The 16,507-nt window shown below is 51.7% G+C and carries 16 protein-coding genes and 1 pseudogene; 11 read left to right on the forward strand and 6 right to left on the reverse strand.

Annotation, left to right across the window (positions count from 1 at the left end; all coding sequences use genetic code 11):
• Positions 1–342 precede the first annotated feature (342 nt).
• The 3 genes and pseudogenes from zntB (at position 343) to dbpA (ending at position 3,183) form a co-directional block, all read left to right on the forward strand.
• On the forward strand, positions 343–1,326 hold the full coding sequence (gene zntB, locus ABLV30_RS11845) for a zinc transporter ZntB (RefSeq protein WP_004850311.1): 984 nt from the start codon (positions 343–345) through the stop codon (positions 1,324–1,326).
• A 278-nt stretch (positions 1,327–1,604) separates the two neighbouring features.
• A pseudogene (locus ABLV30_RS11850) lies at positions 1,605–1,769 on the forward strand (hypothetical protein); the annotation flags it as partial.
• 40 nt (positions 1,770–1,809) lie between these two features.
• Positions 1,810–3,183 carry an ATP-dependent RNA helicase DbpA gene (gene dbpA, locus ABLV30_RS11855; RefSeq protein WP_014229118.1) on the forward strand — a complete coding sequence of 458 codons (1,374 nt, stop codon included), beginning with the start codon at positions 1,810–1,812 and terminating at the stop codon, positions 3,181–3,183.
• A 44-nt stretch (positions 3,184–3,227) separates the two neighbouring features.
• Here dbpA and ttcA read toward each other — a convergent pair whose 3' ends face one another.
• Complete coding sequence (ttcA, locus tag ABLV30_RS11860; RefSeq protein ID WP_004850317.1) at positions 3,228–4,163, reverse strand: tRNA 2-thiocytidine(32) synthetase TtcA; 936 nt, start codon at positions 4,161–4,163, stop codon at positions 3,228–3,230.
• Positions 4,164–4,366: 203 nt separating this feature from the next.
• Here ttcA and ABLV30_RS11865 point away from each other — a divergent pair, with 203 nt between their 5' ends.
• Both ABLV30_RS11865 and ABLV30_RS11870 read left to right on the forward strand, forming a co-directional pair.
• Positions 4,367–4,639 carry a hypothetical protein gene (locus ABLV30_RS11865; protein ID WP_032749348.1) on the forward strand — a complete coding sequence of 91 codons (273 nt, stop codon included), beginning with the start codon at positions 4,367–4,369 and terminating at the stop codon, positions 4,637–4,639.
• Between the two features lie 337 nt (positions 4,640–4,976).
• Positions 4,977–5,915, forward strand: a complete 939-nt coding sequence (locus tag ABLV30_RS11870; RefSeq protein WP_025107976.1) for an omptin family outer membrane protease — start codon at positions 4,977–4,979, stop codon at positions 5,913–5,915.
• A 398-nt stretch (positions 5,916–6,313) separates the two neighbouring features.
• On the opposite strand, the gene ABLV30_RS11875 is transcribed toward ABLV30_RS11870, so the two are convergent.
• From ABLV30_RS11875 to nifJ, 5 genes are all read right to left on the reverse strand, one after another.
• Positions 6,314–6,604: a Bor family protein gene (locus ABLV30_RS11875; RefSeq protein ID WP_014229121.1), complete on the reverse strand. Its 291-nt coding sequence runs from the start codon at positions 6,602–6,604 to the stop codon at positions 6,314–6,316.
• A 188-nt stretch (positions 6,605–6,792) separates the two neighbouring features.
• Positions 6,793–7,227: a universal stress protein UspF gene (uspF, locus tag ABLV30_RS11880; protein WP_004101601.1), complete on the reverse strand. Its 435-nt coding sequence runs from the start codon at positions 7,225–7,227 to the stop codon at positions 6,793–6,795.
• Between the two features lie 82 nt (positions 7,228–7,309).
• Positions 7,310–7,522, reverse strand: a complete 213-nt coding sequence (locus tag ABLV30_RS11885) for a KTSC domain-containing protein (protein WP_004850325.1) — start codon at positions 7,520–7,522, stop codon at positions 7,310–7,312.
• 153 nt (positions 7,523–7,675) lie between these two features.
• Positions 7,676–8,782 (reverse strand): porin OmpC, encoded by a 1,107-nt coding sequence (gene ompC / locus ABLV30_RS11890; RefSeq protein ID WP_009652979.1) that lies wholly within the window; start codon positions 8,780–8,782, stop codon positions 7,676–7,678.
• 357 nt (positions 8,783–9,139) lie between these two features.
• On the reverse strand, positions 9,140–12,667 hold the full coding sequence (gene nifJ / locus ABLV30_RS11895) for a pyruvate:ferredoxin (flavodoxin) oxidoreductase (protein ID WP_038424419.1): 3,528 nt from the start codon (positions 12,665–12,667) through the stop codon (positions 9,140–9,142).
• A gap of 478 nt (positions 12,668–13,145) precedes the next feature.
• Here nifJ and ABLV30_RS11900 point away from each other — a divergent pair, with 478 nt between their 5' ends.
• The 6 genes from ABLV30_RS11900 to ABLV30_RS11925 all read left to right on the forward strand — a co-directional run bounded on the left by ABLV30_RS11900 (position 13,146) and on the right by ABLV30_RS11925 (position 16,429).
• Positions 13,146–13,847 carry a S24 family peptidase gene (locus ABLV30_RS11900; protein WP_046877232.1) on the forward strand — a complete coding sequence of 234 codons (702 nt, stop codon included), beginning with the start codon at positions 13,146–13,148 and terminating at the stop codon, positions 13,845–13,847.
• Between the two features lie 463 nt (positions 13,848–14,310).
• Positions 14,311–14,673 carry a hypothetical protein gene (locus ABLV30_RS11905; RefSeq protein ID WP_014229124.1) on the forward strand — a complete coding sequence of 121 codons (363 nt, stop codon included), beginning with the start codon at positions 14,311–14,313 and terminating at the stop codon, positions 14,671–14,673.
• 76 nt (positions 14,674–14,749) lie between these two features.
• Positions 14,750–15,142 (forward strand): phage holin family protein, encoded by a 393-nt coding sequence (locus tag ABLV30_RS11910; RefSeq protein WP_025107970.1) that lies wholly within the window; start codon positions 14,750–14,752, stop codon positions 15,140–15,142.
• Complete coding sequence (locus ABLV30_RS11915) at positions 15,132–15,404, forward strand: phage holin family protein (protein WP_032749344.1); 273 nt, start codon at positions 15,132–15,134, stop codon at positions 15,402–15,404. The genes ABLV30_RS11910 and ABLV30_RS11915 overlap by 11 nt, the downstream gene beginning before the upstream one ends.
• 7 nt (positions 15,405–15,411) lie before the next feature.
• A complete protein-coding gene (locus ABLV30_RS11920; protein ID WP_004850338.1) occupies positions 15,412–15,954 on the forward strand; it encodes a glycosyl hydrolase 108 family protein in 543 nt (180 codons plus the stop codon).
• A 55-nt stretch (positions 15,955–16,009) separates the two neighbouring features.
• Positions 16,010–16,429: a hypothetical protein gene (locus ABLV30_RS11925; protein WP_265799741.1), complete on the forward strand. Its 420-nt coding sequence runs from the start codon at positions 16,010–16,012 to the stop codon at positions 16,427–16,429.
• The last annotated feature ends 78 nt before the right edge of the window (positions 16,430–16,507 follow it).

Consider the following 16,507-nt stretch of genomic DNA (forward strand, 5'->3'; position numbering starts at 1 on the left):
CCTTGCAAACCGGCAAGATCGCTCTATTCTTATTTTGCTTACTAAAATGGAGGAAAAAGCAATGTGTACTAATTTGCATGACAACGCTCGTCAATACGCAGAAGAGAAAAAATGAACGGCTCCTGCTAGCCTGCCTTCCCGTCAGCCCAGCGTCTGGCGGCAGGTGATAATGCAGGCTAGACACCGTATTGCAAAGTTCATCAGCAACCCGCCGCCGGCGGGTTCTTTTTTTCAGCCCTCCCGCTTTTCGCCAGTGAATTCAGCAGCATGCCCTGATTAGCTCTTGCGTAACCGTCGCGTAAGGCTAGACTACGGAAATGTGCATGAGTTAACGGAGGTCCTGTGGACGCCATTAAGGGATCGGAACTGAACGTGCCGGATGCCGTTTTTGCATGGGTGTTCGACGGGCAGGGCGGCGTAAAGCCGTTGGTCGACAGTGACACCATTGATAAAGAGCATCCTTGTTGGCTGCATCTCAACTATACCCATGTGGATAGCGCGGAATGGCTGGCATCGACGCCGCTGCTGCCCAATAACGTGCGTGACGCGTTGGCCGGGGAGAGCACTCGTCCGCGAGTGACGAGGATTGGCGATGGGGCGTTAATCACGCTGCGCTGCATCAATGGCAGTACCGATGAGCGCCCGGACCAGCTGGTCGCGATGCGTCTTTATATGGATGAGCGCTTGATTGTCTCCACCCGGCAGCGCAAAGTCCTGGCGCTGGACGATGTACTCGGCGATTTGCGCGAGGGCAACGGTCCGGTTGACGGTGGCGGCTGGCTGGTGGAGGTCTGCGATGCGCTGACCGATCACGCCAGCGAGTTTATCGAGCAGCTTCACGACCGGATTATCGATCTGGAAGATGATTTATTGGATCAGCAGGTTCCGCCGCGCGGTTTCCTGGCGCTGTTGCGTAAACAGCTTATCGTCATGCGCCGCTATATGGCGCCGCAGCGCGATGTGTATGCCAGATTAGCCAGCGAGCGTCTGCCGTGGATGACGGACGATCACCGGCGCCGGATGCAGGACATTGCCGAACGTCTGGGGCGAGGTCTGGATGAGATTGATAGCTGCATCGCCCGCACGGCGATTATGAGCGATGAGATCGCGCAGATTATGCAGGAGTCGCTATCGCGAAGAACCTATACGATGTCGTTGATGGCCATGGTTTTTCTGCCCAGTACCTTTTTAACCGGTCTCTTTGGCGTCAACCTCGGCGGCATTCCCGGCAATAGCTGGCATATGGGTTTTGCCATTTTCTGCCTAATGTTAGTCGTTCTCATTGGGGGTGTTACATGGTGGTTGCATCGTAGTAAATGGCTGTAAAGAATCGTCTTTTGTCGCGATGATGATGGTGAAAACCCGGCAATGTTTGAGCGAAATCAATAAACCATCTACCCATTCAGGGCAATATCTCTCTCGCAGGTGAATGCAACGTCAAGCGATGGGCGTTGCGCTCCATATTGTCTTACTTCCTTTTTTGAATTACTGCATAGCACAATTGATTCGTACGACGCCGACTTTAATGAGTCGGCTTTTTTTTTGCGCTCTGTTTCTCAGCTTCTACGCTTAACGGGTGTACCCGCCCACAACCGGGAGTCAATATGCGTAATAAACAGCTGAACTCAATTCCCATTCCGCCGGAACCCAACGATCCGGTACCGGTCCACGATCCCAAACCTCGCCCGCGCCCGTTACCCGACCCGCCGCCTGACGATGAGCCGATTAAATTGTCGCATCGGGAGCGGAGATCTGCGACGATACGCGCCAGCAGATTGTCCGCCCCTAAATGTAATGCGAGAAATAATTGTGACCGCTTTTTCAACTCTGAATGTATTGCCCGCCGCCCAGCTAACTAACCTGAATGAACTGGGGTATCTTTCGATGACCCCGGTTCAGGCCGCGGCTTTGCCGGCGATTCTTGCGGGTAAAGATGTCCGCGTGCAGGCAAAAACCGGCAGCGGTAAAACGGCGGCATTCGGCCTCGGGCTACTTCAGCACGTTGACGCCTCGCTGTTCCAGACGCAGTCGCTGGTGCTGTGCCCGACCCGCGAGCTGGCGGATCAGGTCGCCGGCGAGCTGCGTCGGCTGGCGCGCTTCATGGCGAATATCAAAATTTTAACCCTCTGCGGCGGCCAGCCCTTTGGCGCCCAGCGCGATTCGCTACAGCATGCGCCGCATATTATCGTTGCTACGCCGGGGCGGTTGCTCGATCACCTGCAAAAGGGCACCGTATCGTTAGATGCCCTACAAACGCTGGTGATGGACGAAGCGGACCGCATGCTGGATATGGGCTTTAGCGATGCCATTGATGAAGTGATCCGCTTTGCGCCGGCTTCGCGCCAGACGCTGCTGTTTTCCGCTACATGGCCGGAAGCGATAGCGGCAATCAGCGGCCGCGTACAAAACAACCCGCAGACTATTGAAATTGACGCCGTTGATGCACTGCCGGCTATCGAGCAGCAGTTTTTTGAAACCTCGCAACACGGCAAAATCGCGCTGCTGCAAAAGCTGTTGAGCCAGCATCAGCCCGCCTCCTGCGTGGTGTTCTGCAACACCAAAAAAGATTGTCAGGCCGTCTGCGACTCGCTAAACGCCGCCGGGCAAAGCGCGCTGTCGCTGCATGGCGACCTTGAACAGCGCGATCGCGACCAGACGCTGGTGCGCTTTGCTAACGGGAGCGCGCGCGTGCTGGTGGCGACCGATGTTGCTGCGCGCGGGTTAGATATCAAGTCGCTTGAGCTGGTGGTGAACTATGAACTGGCCTGGGATCCGGAGGTTCACGTACACCGTATTGGTCGTACCGCCCGCGCCGGTGAAAGCGGCCTGGCGATTAGCCTCTGTGCGCCGGAAGAGGCGCAGCGTGCAAATATCCTTGCCGAAATGCTGCAAATGAAGCTCAACTGGATGAGTGGGCCGACGAATAGCAGCGTTGTGCCACTGCAGGCAGAGATGGCCACGCTATGCATTGATGGCGGCAAAAAAGCGAAGATGCGCGCGGGCGATGTGCTGGGGGCGTTGACCGGTGATATCGGTCTTGAGGGCGCAGATATCGGTAAGATCGCCGTTCATCCGGCGCATGTCTACGTTGCCGTGCGTCAGGGCGTCGCGCATAAAGCGTTTAAGCAGCTACAAAACGGGAAAATTAAAGGTAAAGCCTGCCGGGTTCGTTTGCTGAAATAAGCGCGGAAAAGGCGTCTCAGGCGCGTACCTGAGACGCAAAGACGTTATTTTACTTCCACAACGTTCAGGCGCAGCTCATCCAGCTGCGCGTCATCTTCTTCCGGCTGCCAGCCGGCCGGCTGCATCGGAATCTCTTCACGATCGAACGCCAGATCGCCGCCGTCAACGACCGCAGAGCCGTGCTGAATGCCTTTAAAGTCGAACAGGTTGACGTCGCTGAGATGGGAAGGCACCACGTTCTGCATCGCGCTAAACATCGTTTCGATGCGCCCTGGATAGCGTTTGTCCCAGTCGCGCAGCATGTCGGCAATGACCTGGCGCTGGAGGTTGGGCTGCGAGCCGCACAGGTTGCACGGAATAATCGGAAAACCTTTCGCCTGGGAGAAACGCTCAATATCTTTTTCCCGGCAGTAGGCCAGCGGGCGAATCACGATATGTTTACCGTCATCGCTCATCAGCTTCGGCGGCATCCCTTTCATCTTCCCGCCGTAGAACATATTCAGAAACAGAGTCTGCAGGATGTCGTCGCGGTGGTGGCCGAGGGCGATTTTGGTCGCGCCCAGCTCAGAAGCGGTGCGGTAAAGAATGCCGCGGCGCAGACGTGAGCAGAGCGAGCAGGTGGTTTTACCTTCCGGGATTTTTTCTTTAACAATGCCGTAGGTATTTTCTTCAACAATCTTGTATTCAACGCCCAGCTGCTCAAGATATTCCGGCAGGATATGTTCGGGGAAGCCCGGCTGTTTTTGATCGAGGTTGACCGCCACCAGGGAGAAGGAAATTGGCGCGCTTTTCTGCAAGTTGCGCAAAATCTCCAGCATGGTGTAGCTGTCTTTACCGCCGGAGAGGCAAACCATGATGCGGTCGCCTTCTTCAATCATATTAAAATCAGCGATCGCCTCGCCGACGTTACGGCGCAGGCGCTTCTGCAATTTGTCGATATTGTATTTTTCTTTCTTTGTAACTTGCTGATTATCAAGCATTATAAACGTTCTCTGAAACGAAAAGGCATGTAAGGGGCAAAGTTAACTTCACGGTGCAAGCCCGGCGTCAGGCATTGATAGCCGATCGCCGTTCATTTCATCCATCCCTGTACTGTCGACTTTGAACACCATTTATTGCGTTTTCATGCCCCATCTGGTTAACAATGGTTAGCACCGGCTTACAGCAGCCAGCAGGCAAAAGTATGTCGCGTATGGTACGGATTCCGACGACGAATGCCAGCGCGTTTTACGGCGGCTTTCCATCTGCTAACGATAGTGCGGCGAGTTTTGGCCTCAATCCCCCCTCCGGGCAGAAAGACAAACGTCGTTTTCAGGCTCGCCAGCGTCACACGCCCGGTGATGGAGTGTATCTGGTAAAAGGGTGCGAGAATTTATTGTTCGCGATAATCAAAAAGCGTTGGCAAGGTACCTCGCTTTTTTTTAAAGCAGGGGCCTTGTTCCTGCTTTTGCCATAATCCGCCAGGATCGCGATATAATTATTTGCATCCTGATAATTACACAGCGAAGGTATTTGGCGCAGGTGAATAACAGCGGTAAAGTTTGAGTAAAAATAACCTGATGCAGACTGATTCCCTACAACGCCAGAGCAGTTAGATTTTTTCCTGATAATAATCTGAATATGTGCCTGCTCAATGGGGGTTTTCCTTGCAAAACGAAGCGCTTATCCAGCCCACATTCTTATTTCTCGGATTATGAATAAGGCAATTACAAAAATTGACAGTTGCCTGATGTTTTTATGAGATTTAAACTTTCACTGCAACTTATGGATTAACTTTGATTATGGGAATAAAAATGAAAAAAAGTACCGTTGCAGTAATGATGATAGCGACTCTTTCAGGATCAGCTTATGCCGAGTCAATGCAGCTAAGCCCAAATTTTTCTGCGGAAAGTTTTACTGTATCGACGTCTGCAGGGATGCTGAGTGGGAAATCACAGGAGAGAGTTTATGACGCGGATACGGGGCGAAAGGTCAGTCAACTTGACTGGAAAATAAAGAATGTCGCCATTGTGAAAGGTGATATCTCATGGGATGCCTACTCCTTTTTGACGCTGACCGCCCGCGGCTGGACGTCGTTGGCTTCAGGCTCAGGACATATGGATGACTATGACTGGATGAACGATAACCAGTCCGGTTGGACAGATCATTCATCTCATCCCAGCACCAATGTCAATTATGCCAATGAATACGATCTCAGCGTGCAGGGCTGGCTTTTCCAGGACGACAATTATAAAGCGGGCGTAATTGCGGGTTATCAGGAAACGCGTTTCAGCTGGACGGCTACCGGAGGTTCTTACAATTATGATAACGGTGCGACGACTGGCAATTTTCCGACCGGTGAGCGTGGGATAGGATACAGCCAGAGATTCTCCATGCCCTATATCGGTCTCGCGGGTCAATATCGTATCAATGACTTTGAGTTTAATGCCTTGTTTAAATTCAGTGATTGGGTCAGAGCTCATGATAACGACGAACACTATATGCGTGAGTTGACCTTTCGCGAGAAATCAACTAATTCGCGTTATTATGGTACATCGGTTGATGCCGGGTATTACATCACGCCTCATGCCAAGGTTTTTACTGAATTCACCTATAGTAAATATGAAGAGGGTAAGGGAGGCACTCAGATTATTGATACCTATAGCGGTGAATCAGCTTCAATTGGAGGAGATGCTGCCGGCATTGCAAATAAAAACTATACCATCACAGCCGGACTTCAATATCGATTCTAAATCATTACCGCCCGTGGATATAGCAAGCAAAACTCGCTAATCCCGGAGCGCGCGATAATCAGTATGGAGTGTCTCCCGCTCTGAGGGCACTCCATTATCCACGGCCATATCACCCAATGCTTCAGAGGATGGATTGTGGCAAGCACAAAGGGATCGCCCAGGAATTGCTAAAAACCGAAGGTAAATGCAAGGCGCTTATCCTCGTGTGCCGGCATTTCATTTATCTCCTCGTATGCTCTACCTGTGGCGCAAAATCCGCCACGAACAAAGATACGATTCACGAATGCATCAGGTAACCTTCAGGTAGGGGCGCGAAAAGATGAGTTTGTCCGGGCAAAGAGAAGGCAATTGAACCGAAAGGGAAATGGGCAGGCAATGATGATGCCTGCCGCCGGCAATTATTTAGCGCAATAGACGCGCGCTTCACGCGGAGTATAAATACCCAGGGTGACAAAACCCAGCAGGCCGTTGACAAAAGTCTGCTGCACTTCAGTACGGACTACTTTGTCGGCGCCGCCGCAGACTTTGGCAGCATCAATTTGCTTCGACTGGCCAATGCCGCTGACAAAGAAGTGGTGAGTGGTGACCTGCTGAGGTTGAACGGTGACGCCAGGATTTACCGAGAAGCTCTGCTGGGCGCAACCAGAAATAGCGGCTGCGGCGAAAACTACCATAATTAACTTTTTCATTTCATCCCTATAATTGTTGTAAAACATACCCATGTTCGGGCAAAGGTTTTATACAGCAAAATGAAAAAGACACAACGTACTAATTTTTATAGTACCAGGTAAATGATTCCCCTATCTGCGATGCTGCGGGTACGGCCCAGTGCTCAGATTGCGGAAAAAAAGCCCGCACAGCGGCGGGCAGAGTAGGTTTACCGCACGACCAGCACCGAACATTCCGCATGGCGGACAACGGCGGCGGCGTTAGAGCCCAGCAGATAGGTGGTGATATCGGGACGGTGCGAAGAGATAATCACCAGATCCGCGGGGAGAGACTTCGCCATAGCAAGGATTTTATCTTTTGGCGAGCCTTCCGAAACGTGTAAATGGACACGGTCTTCGGGAATAGTAAACTTTTTCACAATCTCTTTCAGCCGCGATTCCGATTCGGCTTTGAGGTCATCCATCGCCGGCAGCTCTGCGGTGTAAGCCATTCCCAGCGAAGCGTAATAGGGAAGGGAGGGAATGACGGTCAGGAAATGCACCTCGGCATCATCGATTCTGGCTTCAGCTTCAACATGCTTGATAACGCGATCGGTTAATTCTGTATCGGAAATATCGATGGGCACAAGAATCATTCTGTTCATAAAACCTCCTGTTTAAGTAACCACTTAAAGTGTAGGCCATCCAGTTGATTATTGTACATTGAGCGCAATCACACTTTCGCCATCAGGCACGGCGGCGTTCAGTAAATTTTCCTTTGATCACGCCGTCGTAAAAACGGCCTTTAGAAACCACCTGGAGAAAGTCGCGGAAAATGCGCGGCGGGACGCCGAGATACTGTAGGGTTTTGTTATCGCGAAAACGAATTTCAAGAATACCGGAGGACTCATCGTAGGCGATGGAATGGATACGGGATGATTTCACGGGATGATGGTGCATGGCGGGCGTCCTCTACGGCTACGGCGGTTCCTGGTAGCAATATAACATTCATCGGTCGATTATTTTAAAGCAATTGATATATTGTTTTGCTTTGAATGCAGTCGATGGCCGGGAGGGGAAGAGAAAGCCCGCCGTTGCCAGCGGGCCCGCAGATTAGAACTGGTAAACCAGGCCTAAAGCAACCACGTCATCGGTAGAGATGCCGTTGTTGGAATAGAAGCTATCGTCTTCGTCCAGCAGGTTGATTTTGTAATCAACGTAGGTGGACATATTACGGTTGAAGTAATAAGTCGCACCAATGTCAGCATATTTAACCAGATCTTTGTCACCATCGGTTTTGCTCAAATCTTTACCTTTAGACATCAGGAAAGAGACCGCCGGACGCAGACCAAAGTCGAACTGATACTGCGCAGTTACTTCAAAGTTCTGGGTTTTATTGGCGACGCCGTTGCCGTTACCGTATGGCGTCATGTTGCGGGTTTCGGAATACATGGTTGCCAGGTAAATATTGTTGGCATCGTATTTCAGGCCGGTAGTCCAGGCTTCCGCTTTATCGCCCTGTGCGGTAGTTCGGGTCATCTGATCGTTGGTACGGTCAGAAGAGGTGTAGGCGGCGGCAGCGCTGATACCCATACCGAAATCATAAGAAGTTGACAGACCAAAACCGTCGCCGTTGGCGTTACGTACGCTGCGATCGCCGTTGTTGGTGCCTTCGCCGCTGCCTGCGTTTTCATTTTTACCCTGATACTGCAGGGCGAAGTTCAGGCCGTTAACCAGACCGAAGAAGTCATTGTTACGGTAGGTCGCTACGCCGTTAGCGCGGCCGGTCATAAAGTTATCGGCCTGGGTGTAGGAGTCGCCGCCGAACTCTGGCAGCATATCGGTCCAGCCTTCTACGTCGTACAGTACGCCGTAGTTACGGCCATAGTCGAATGAACCGTAGTTAGCGAATTTTAGACCCGCAAACGCCAGACGGGTCCAGGACTGGTTGTCGGCGCCTTCGGTGTTGTTCGCCTGAACGTTATATTCCCACTGACCGTAGCCGGTCAGCTGATCGTTAATCTGAGTTTCGCCTTTGAAGCCAAGACGGACGTAGGATTGATCGCCATCTTTAGATGAATCATCGGAGAAATAATGCAGACCATCTACCTTGCCATAGAGGTCCAGTTTATTTCCGTCTTTATTATAAATCTCAGCAGAGTGAGCAGCGCCAGCAGCTAACAATGCCGGGATAACGAGGGCCAGTACTTTTCTTTTCATTTAGACAATCCTTTAACGGTTTTTGTTTTAGCTTCCTCCTGGGAAGTGAACTCATGCTAAATGAGCAAATTAAGATATGGTAAATATCAATTGTTACGATATGAGTAAAATCTAAAATAAATAATTCAACTGAAATGGTGATAATTATAATGAATGATTTTGAGAAATGCATACAAAATAAAAATTATACACGGTGATTTTAATATCGTATTATCCGCCCGTTATATGCCTTTTATTGTCATCTAAGAATTTATGTTGCCCTCCGTTCCTGAGAATGGTTTTTATTGAGCGGTAAAATGACAAGCCCGAATGAATATTCGGGCTTTTTTTATGGGTGGCTAAAAAAGCGTCAGTAAATTAGCTTTCGGTTGCCGGTTTTTCCACCTTACCGGCCAGCTGGGCAAGGAAGTCATAGCGTTTTTGTAAATCCGCCGTCGCATCCTTCCACAGCTGTTCCGCGACTTCCGGCTGCTGCGCGTTAAGGCGGCGGAAGCGCTGCTCGTTCAGGAGCGTTTCTGCCAGCGCGTCTGACGGCGGACGGGAGTCCAGCGCCAGCGGAAGTTTACCTTCATCGGCGCGACGTGGGTCAAAGCGATACAGCGGCCAGAATCCGGTCGCGGTCAGCTGACGCATCTGATCGTGGCTCAGCGCCAGATCGTAACCGTGTTCTTCGCAAGGGCTGTAGGCAATAATCAGCGACGGGCCCGGATACGCTTCCGCTTCCTGAATCGCTTTTACCGTCTGGTTCAGCTGCGCGCCAAGGGAAATCTGCGCGACGTAAACGTGGCCGTACATCATCATGCTGACGCCGAGGTCTTTGCGCGCCTTGCGCTTACCGTGTTCGCCAAACTTGGTGACCGCCCCCAGCGGGGTGGCTTTTGATGCCTGGCCGCCGGTGTTGGAATAGCATTGGGTATCGAGCACCAGAATATTGACGTTTTCGGTCAGGCTCAGCACGTGGTCAAGACCGCCGAAGCCGATATCGTAGGCCCAGCCATCGCCACCGATTAGCCAGATCGATTTCTCGACCAGCGCGTCGGCGTCGGTTAGCAGCTCTTTCGCGTCGGCTTCATTTGCCAGAACCTTACGCAGCTCGGCCACCTGTTCGCGGCGTACTTCAGGCGTTGCTTCCGCGTGCAGCGCGTCGTTAAGCGCGGGCGGAAGTTTATCGGCGAACTGCGACAGCAGACGCATTACGCGCTGACGGTGCTGATCGACGGTGAGGCGGAAACCGAGACCAAACTCGGCGTTATCCTCGAACAGCGAGTTAGCCCACGCCGGCCCGCGGCCGTTGGCATCGGTGGTGTAGGGCGTGGAAGGCAGGTTGCCGCCGTAAATCGATGAACAGCCGGTGGCGTTGGCAATCAGCATCCGGTCGCCGTAGAGCTGAGTCAGCAGCTTGATATACGGCGTTTCGCCGCAGCCGGAGCAGGCGCCGGAGTATTCGAACAGCGGGCTGATCAGCTGCGAGGTGCGGATATCGATACGCTCCAGCTTGCTGCGGTCCATTTCCGGCAGATTGAGGAAGTAGTCATAATTCACTTTCTCTTCTTCAACATGTTCAAGGCGCGACATCATATTGATGGCCTTGATTTCCGGGTTCTGCCTGTCTTTGGCCGGACAAACCTCGACGCAGAGATTACAGCCGGTGCAATCTTCAGGCGCGACCTGCAGAACGTACTTCTGGCCGCGCATATCGCGGGATTTAACGTCCAGAGAATGCAGGCTGGCCGGGGCATTTTCCATCGCGTCCGGGGAGACCACTTTCGCGCGGATTGCCGAGTGCGGGCAGGCGGCCACGCAGTGGTTACACTGGGTGCAAAGTTCTTCCTTCCAGATAGGGATCTCTTCGGCGATATTGCGTTTTTCCCAGCGGGTGGTGCCCATCGGCCAGGTACCGTCCGGCGGCAGGGCGGAGACCGGAAGCGCATCGCCGAGCCCGGCCAGCATGGCGGCGGTCACGGTTTTGACGAAATCCGGCGCGGCGTCGGAGACGACCGGCGGGCGGTTCGGGCTGTTGGCATCGACCTGCTGCAGCGGCACTTCCGCCAGCGACTCGCGGGCCAGGGCCAGCGCCTGCCAGTTGCGTTCGACCAGCTCCTGACCTTTGCTGCTGTAGCTTTTAGCAATCGCGCCCTGCAGCTCCGCCAGCGCGCTATCGCCCGGCAGGATCTGCGTCAGATGGAAAAAGGCCATCTGCATGACGGTGTTGATACGCGCTCCAAGGCTACACTCGCGGGCGATTTTTGCCGCGTTAACGATATAAAACCGCGCTTTTTTCTGATTCAGCGTGGCCTGGACTTCCTGCGGCAGACGCGACCAGACCTCTTCGGCGCCGTAAGGCGTGTTGAGCAGGAAAATACCGCCGGGCTTCAGGCGTTCAACCATCTGATACTTGTCGATAAACTGCAGCTGGTGGCAGCCGACGAAATCCGCCTGTGAAATCAGATAGGAAGAACGAATCGGCTTCTCGCTAACGCGCAGATGGGAAACCGTCAGGCCGCCGGCCTTTTTCGAATCATAGACGAAATAGCCCTGCGAGAACCAGGGCGTCGAGTTACCGATAATCTTGATATTGTTTTTGGTGGCCGAGACGCTGCCGTCGCTGCCGAGCCCGTAAAACAGGGCTTCCAGCTTCGCCTCCGACGGCAGCGTGTTTTCTACCAGCGGCAGCGAAAGATTGGTGACGTCATCGTAGATGCCGACGGTAAAGCGCGGCTTGGGTTTAGCGGCGCTCAGTTCGTTGAATATCGCCAGGACGCACTCCGGCCCGAACTCTTTTGAAGAGAGACCATAGCGGCCGCCAATGGTACGCGGCAGGGTTTCTCGCTCGCCGCGGTTGAAGGCTTCCGCCAGCGCGGTCATCACGTCGAGATACAGCGGCTCAGCCTGGGCGCCCGGTTCCTTGGTGCGGTCAAGCACCGCTACGGCGCGGGCGCTTACCGGCAGCGCTTCCAGCAGGTGGGCAGCGGAGAAGGGGCGGTAAAGACGAACTTTCAGTACACCGACTTTTTCACCGCGGCTCAGCAGTTCATCAACCACTTCCTCACAGGTGCCGATTGCGGAGCCCATAATCACGATAACGCGCTCGGCCTGTGGATGGCCGTAGAACTCAAACGGTTTGTACTGACGCCCGGTGGCGGCGGCAAAATCGTTCATCGCCGTTTCAACGTGCGCGTAAACCGCGTCGTACCACGGGTTAGTTGCTTCACGTGACTGGAAGTAGGTATCCGGATTCGCTGAGGTGCCGCGGATTACCGGATGTTCGGGGTTCAGGGCGCGCTGGCGATGTTCATCGATTTTATCCTGCGGCAGCAGGCTGAGAAGGGTATCGTCCGCCAGCGGGGCGATTTTGTTGATTTCGTGCGAGGTGCGGAAACCATCAAAGAAATGAATAAATGGCACCCGGCTTTGCAGCGTGGCGATATGCGAAATCAGCGCAAAATCCTGGGCTTCCTGGACGCTGCTGGCGCAGAGCATCGCGCAGCCGGTCTGACGCACGGCCATGACGTCCGAGTGATCGCCGAATATGGAGAGCGCGTGGGTTGCCACGGTGCGGGCGGCGACGTGCAGAACAAACGGCATCAGCTGGCCGGCCAGTTTGTACAGCGTCGGGATCATCAGCAGTAAACCCTGCGATGAAGTAAAAGAGGTCGAGAGGGCGCCAGTTTGCAGCGCGCCGTGTACGGCGCCGATTGCCCCGGCTTCCGACTGCATTTCGACGACGCGGGGGACATCGCCCCAGACGTTTTTCAGCCCGTTGCCCGCCCAGGCGTCCGCCTGCTCCGCCATCGTGGAGCTGGGCGTGATCGGGTAGATGGCGATAACTTCACTGGTGCGAAACGCGACTGAAGCAACCGCGCCATTACCGTCGATAGTGATCATATCAATACTCACATTGCTAAATTTTTGATAAAAAAGTTTTTATGCCCATTGATACACGCTGAGCACTCGCTGAGCTCTTCTGCGAAACCGCTATCGGCGCGATTCCACGGTAGCGGAAAGTTCGTATCTCACCTGCCTGGTAACGGGGTTGCGTTACCTGCATCGCTACGGGCAGGGTGACCGGGTTTGTGAATCACTGTTTAAGTATAGACCCCAGAGGAACATGATTTTTTGATCTCCAGTAGCGACAAAATCCATAGTTCAGATAAATTAATTCAAGGTATTACATAGGTGCCTACGTATGAACGACACCCTACACCAAAATCAGTGGCGTCATTTTTCCATAAGTAGCAGTGTGGCGAATTTCGCCAGTCAAAGCCTCCTGACCGACAACACTGTCTTAATTACCTGTAGGTAATTTATTCGAGTTTTGCTATATTTTAGATACTTGATGGTAAATGGCGTTAGAATCATTGCGATGGATAAATACGAAATCAGACGACAGCGCTTGCTCTATATCCGTGATAATTTATGCGGCGGTAAGGCTGTTGATGTGGCCCGAACCCTTGGACGGGAGCCTTCTTACGTCTCAAGGATGCTCTACCCCGAAGGCAAAAAGCAAAAGAAAAGGATAGCTGACGAGATGGTCGAACTTATTGAATCTTCGTTCAATCTGCCCCGTGGATGGATGGACGGTATCACCGGTAATATTGATATCGAGCGAGAACCGGTAGAGGATTCGCCGCAGATGCCATATGTCATTGAGGTTCTGGATGCCCAGGCCAGCGCAGGGCCGGGCTGCATTGTCTCCAGTGAGGTTGATGAAACGGTGAATAGCATCACCTATGACTCTGCCGGCGCGCTGCGGCTTTTTGGTAACCGGCCCGCAGAGCATATCAAGGTGATCACGGTCTCCGGCGATAGCATGTCCGGCACCATTGAGACCGGTGACTACATTTTTGTCGATGTCTCGAAAGACTACTTTGAAGGTGACGGCATTTATGTCTTTTCTTTTAAAGGCGCGGTGCTGGTGAAACGTCTTCAGTTCACGGCGGATGGGCTGCTCGTTCACTCGGATAACAGCAAATATGCGGACTGGACGATTGGCGAAAGCCATGAACAGTATCTGAAGATCATTGGTCGCGTGATTTATAGCCACAGCGTTAAACGCTTTGTTTAAAGGCGTTCATTGCCGCGCAGCTTCGCCATCCTGTTTCTGTCATAAACCCTGAGCTCAGCCATAAGCATTACCCGGGTATGCCACCTGTACGCCGGGCATACCTGCGGCTTCTCACCCCCCAATCCTGTGACCCGCTGTTCAACACTACCCGCCTCGGACCTTTTCAGCTGTTTTTACGCGTCAGGCCACTATTTTTTCAAAAATATTTTCAATATTTTCAATTGGTTAATTTGTTTTTTTCATAAAGTATACCTATGGGTATTTATTTTTAAATAACCCTGAGGTATTCTTTTGTCATCAGCTTGATAGACAGCACTATCCGGATGATGAAATACAACGATTCATAACTGAATCTACGTGGCTGAAAAGCCAGCGCCATGGCGCAGTGCGCTTTGGGGTGAAGCCATTGGCAAGGATCCGATTGCCGAAGGCATTCCGCCAAAGCCCATTAAAGGAGACCGCAATGTCCCGTAAAACCGCGTTTAATGGCTCCGCTGCGGGCCGACGTCGCGCGCAGCGCTCCCACTTACAAAATCCGCAAACGCTCAGTTCAGATCTTATCCATCGGCCCACGCCGTCCCGCGCTCAGATTCAGGCAAAAGGGAAGCACCATACGCCTGAACGTATTGAGGACGCATTGCCGATTAAATTTGTGGCACAGGATATTTTTTGGCAGCGCGAGGAATATAAACGGCAAATTGAGCGAGCGACCATCATTTATCAGCAAGAATTTGCACACCAGTATGCGCAGCCAGGAACCTGGCTCTTCCAGAGGGCAATTTATGCGCTTGGTTTGCAAAAAAGAAAGAAAGTAACGGCGAGGTAACGCCTTAGTGCCAGGAAAAATGACCCTGCGCTTCGTTATTTACCATCATAACTCATAGTGAAAGAAGGGAGGGTATATGTCCGATCCTGTTTCCGGTACGTCGATAATTGTTGCTGGTGGATTAATGGGCGCTGGTATGTTTGGCCTGGTGACAGGTATTGATTATGGCGTTGTTTTTGGGGCTTTTGCTGGCGCGGTATTTTATGTTGCGACGGCGGTTAATATCACGCGCTTTAGACTCGTCGCCTATTTTATGACTTCTTTTATTGTCGGCGTTTTGGGTTCCGGGTTAATTGGTACGAAGCTGGCTATCTGGACCGGATACAATGAACGACCTTTAGACGCGTTAGGCGCCGTGCTGATATCCGCGCTGATTATTAAGATACTCACGTTCCTGAATAATCAAGAACTAACCGACCTCTACAAAATACTAACCCGCAACAATAGTGGGCGCCCGAATGGGAAATGAACTTCCCGCGCTGCTTAATGCCGTTCTCTGCGCTTTGATCACCCTAACCTTAATGTTTTATCGGCGCGCCCGGTACAGAAGGTATCGACCATGGATATCATATACGGCTTATTTACTGGTAATCACCTATGCCAGCATACCGTTTCGTTATCTCTTCGGCTTGTATACGTCGACCCACTGGTTGGTTGTTACCGTGAATTTTTTTGTCTTTATTGCCGTGTTCCTGGTGAGGGGGAATATTGCGCATTTAATCGATAAATGAGGAATAAATGAATAAAGATGAGATTTTTAATGCCATTCTGGAAAAGGAGGGCGGTTATGTAAATCATCCTGATGATAAAGGAGGTCCGACAAACTGGGGGATTACTCAAGTCACCGCACGGGCTCATGGTTATGATGGCGATATGCAAAAACTGACGCGCCAACAGGCGCTGGATATTCTCAACGCTGACTACTGGATTGCGCCCCGGTTCGATCATGTTGCTGAAATATCTACCGCGATCGCTGAAAAACTGTGTGACGCCGGGGTCAATATGGGGCCTGTTCTGCCGGGTAAGTGGCTTCAACGCTGGTTAAATGCTTTTAATCATCGTGGGGTACTTTATCCGGATCTTATAACCGATGGTGTTATTGGCCCCAGGACCTTAAATGCCTTGAGCCATTATGTTATTCGAAGAGGCAGTGAAGGGGAGCTTGTACTGCTACGGGCATTAAACTGTAGCCAGGGGCAGTATTATCTGGAGTTAGCAGAAAAAAGTGAGGCTAATAAATCATTTATATATGGTTGGTTAAGGGCTCGGATAGCTATGTAATTTTCTGTTTTATTAATCTAATTCGTTCAGTAACTGAAATCTGGAGAAAGTGAATATGTATACATCTAATGATTTAACCCTCTCAATGTTTTACTCATCTGCCATTGCTGAGGAAACTGGTAATAAAGTCGCAACGCTCACCGTTCAAACCATGGGGCCATCAGCGGAAATTTTACAAATCAGTAAGTTGCACTGTATTACTGATGAAAATAAAGCGAAACGTTATAGTATTGGCGAGCAGTTTATTGCTAATGGCTCCGACTCTCTTCTCGCCGCTATTGAAACCTGGTGGCGTGATAATTCTGCGGCTCTCATTGAAGAGTTAATGATTGAAGTTATGGATTTTATTTTGAGTAATGTTAACCAAAATGCAACCTGGATCGGCCAGTATGGTATGAAAATTTTTGAAAATGAGCCGGTGGCAAAACGTATCCCTGATAGCGTATTACAGAACGGCAGCCACATAAATTCCTGAAAAGTGATGTGGTGTTAAAGCGTAATCACTATGGCGCAACAATAAGTCATAATTAAACAAGCTATTCGCATTGATAAA

This window comes from Klebsiella sp. CN_Kp113, assembly GCF_040064585.1.
Lineage (GTDB): Bacteria > Pseudomonadota > Gammaproteobacteria > Enterobacterales > Enterobacteriaceae > Klebsiella > Klebsiella michiganensis.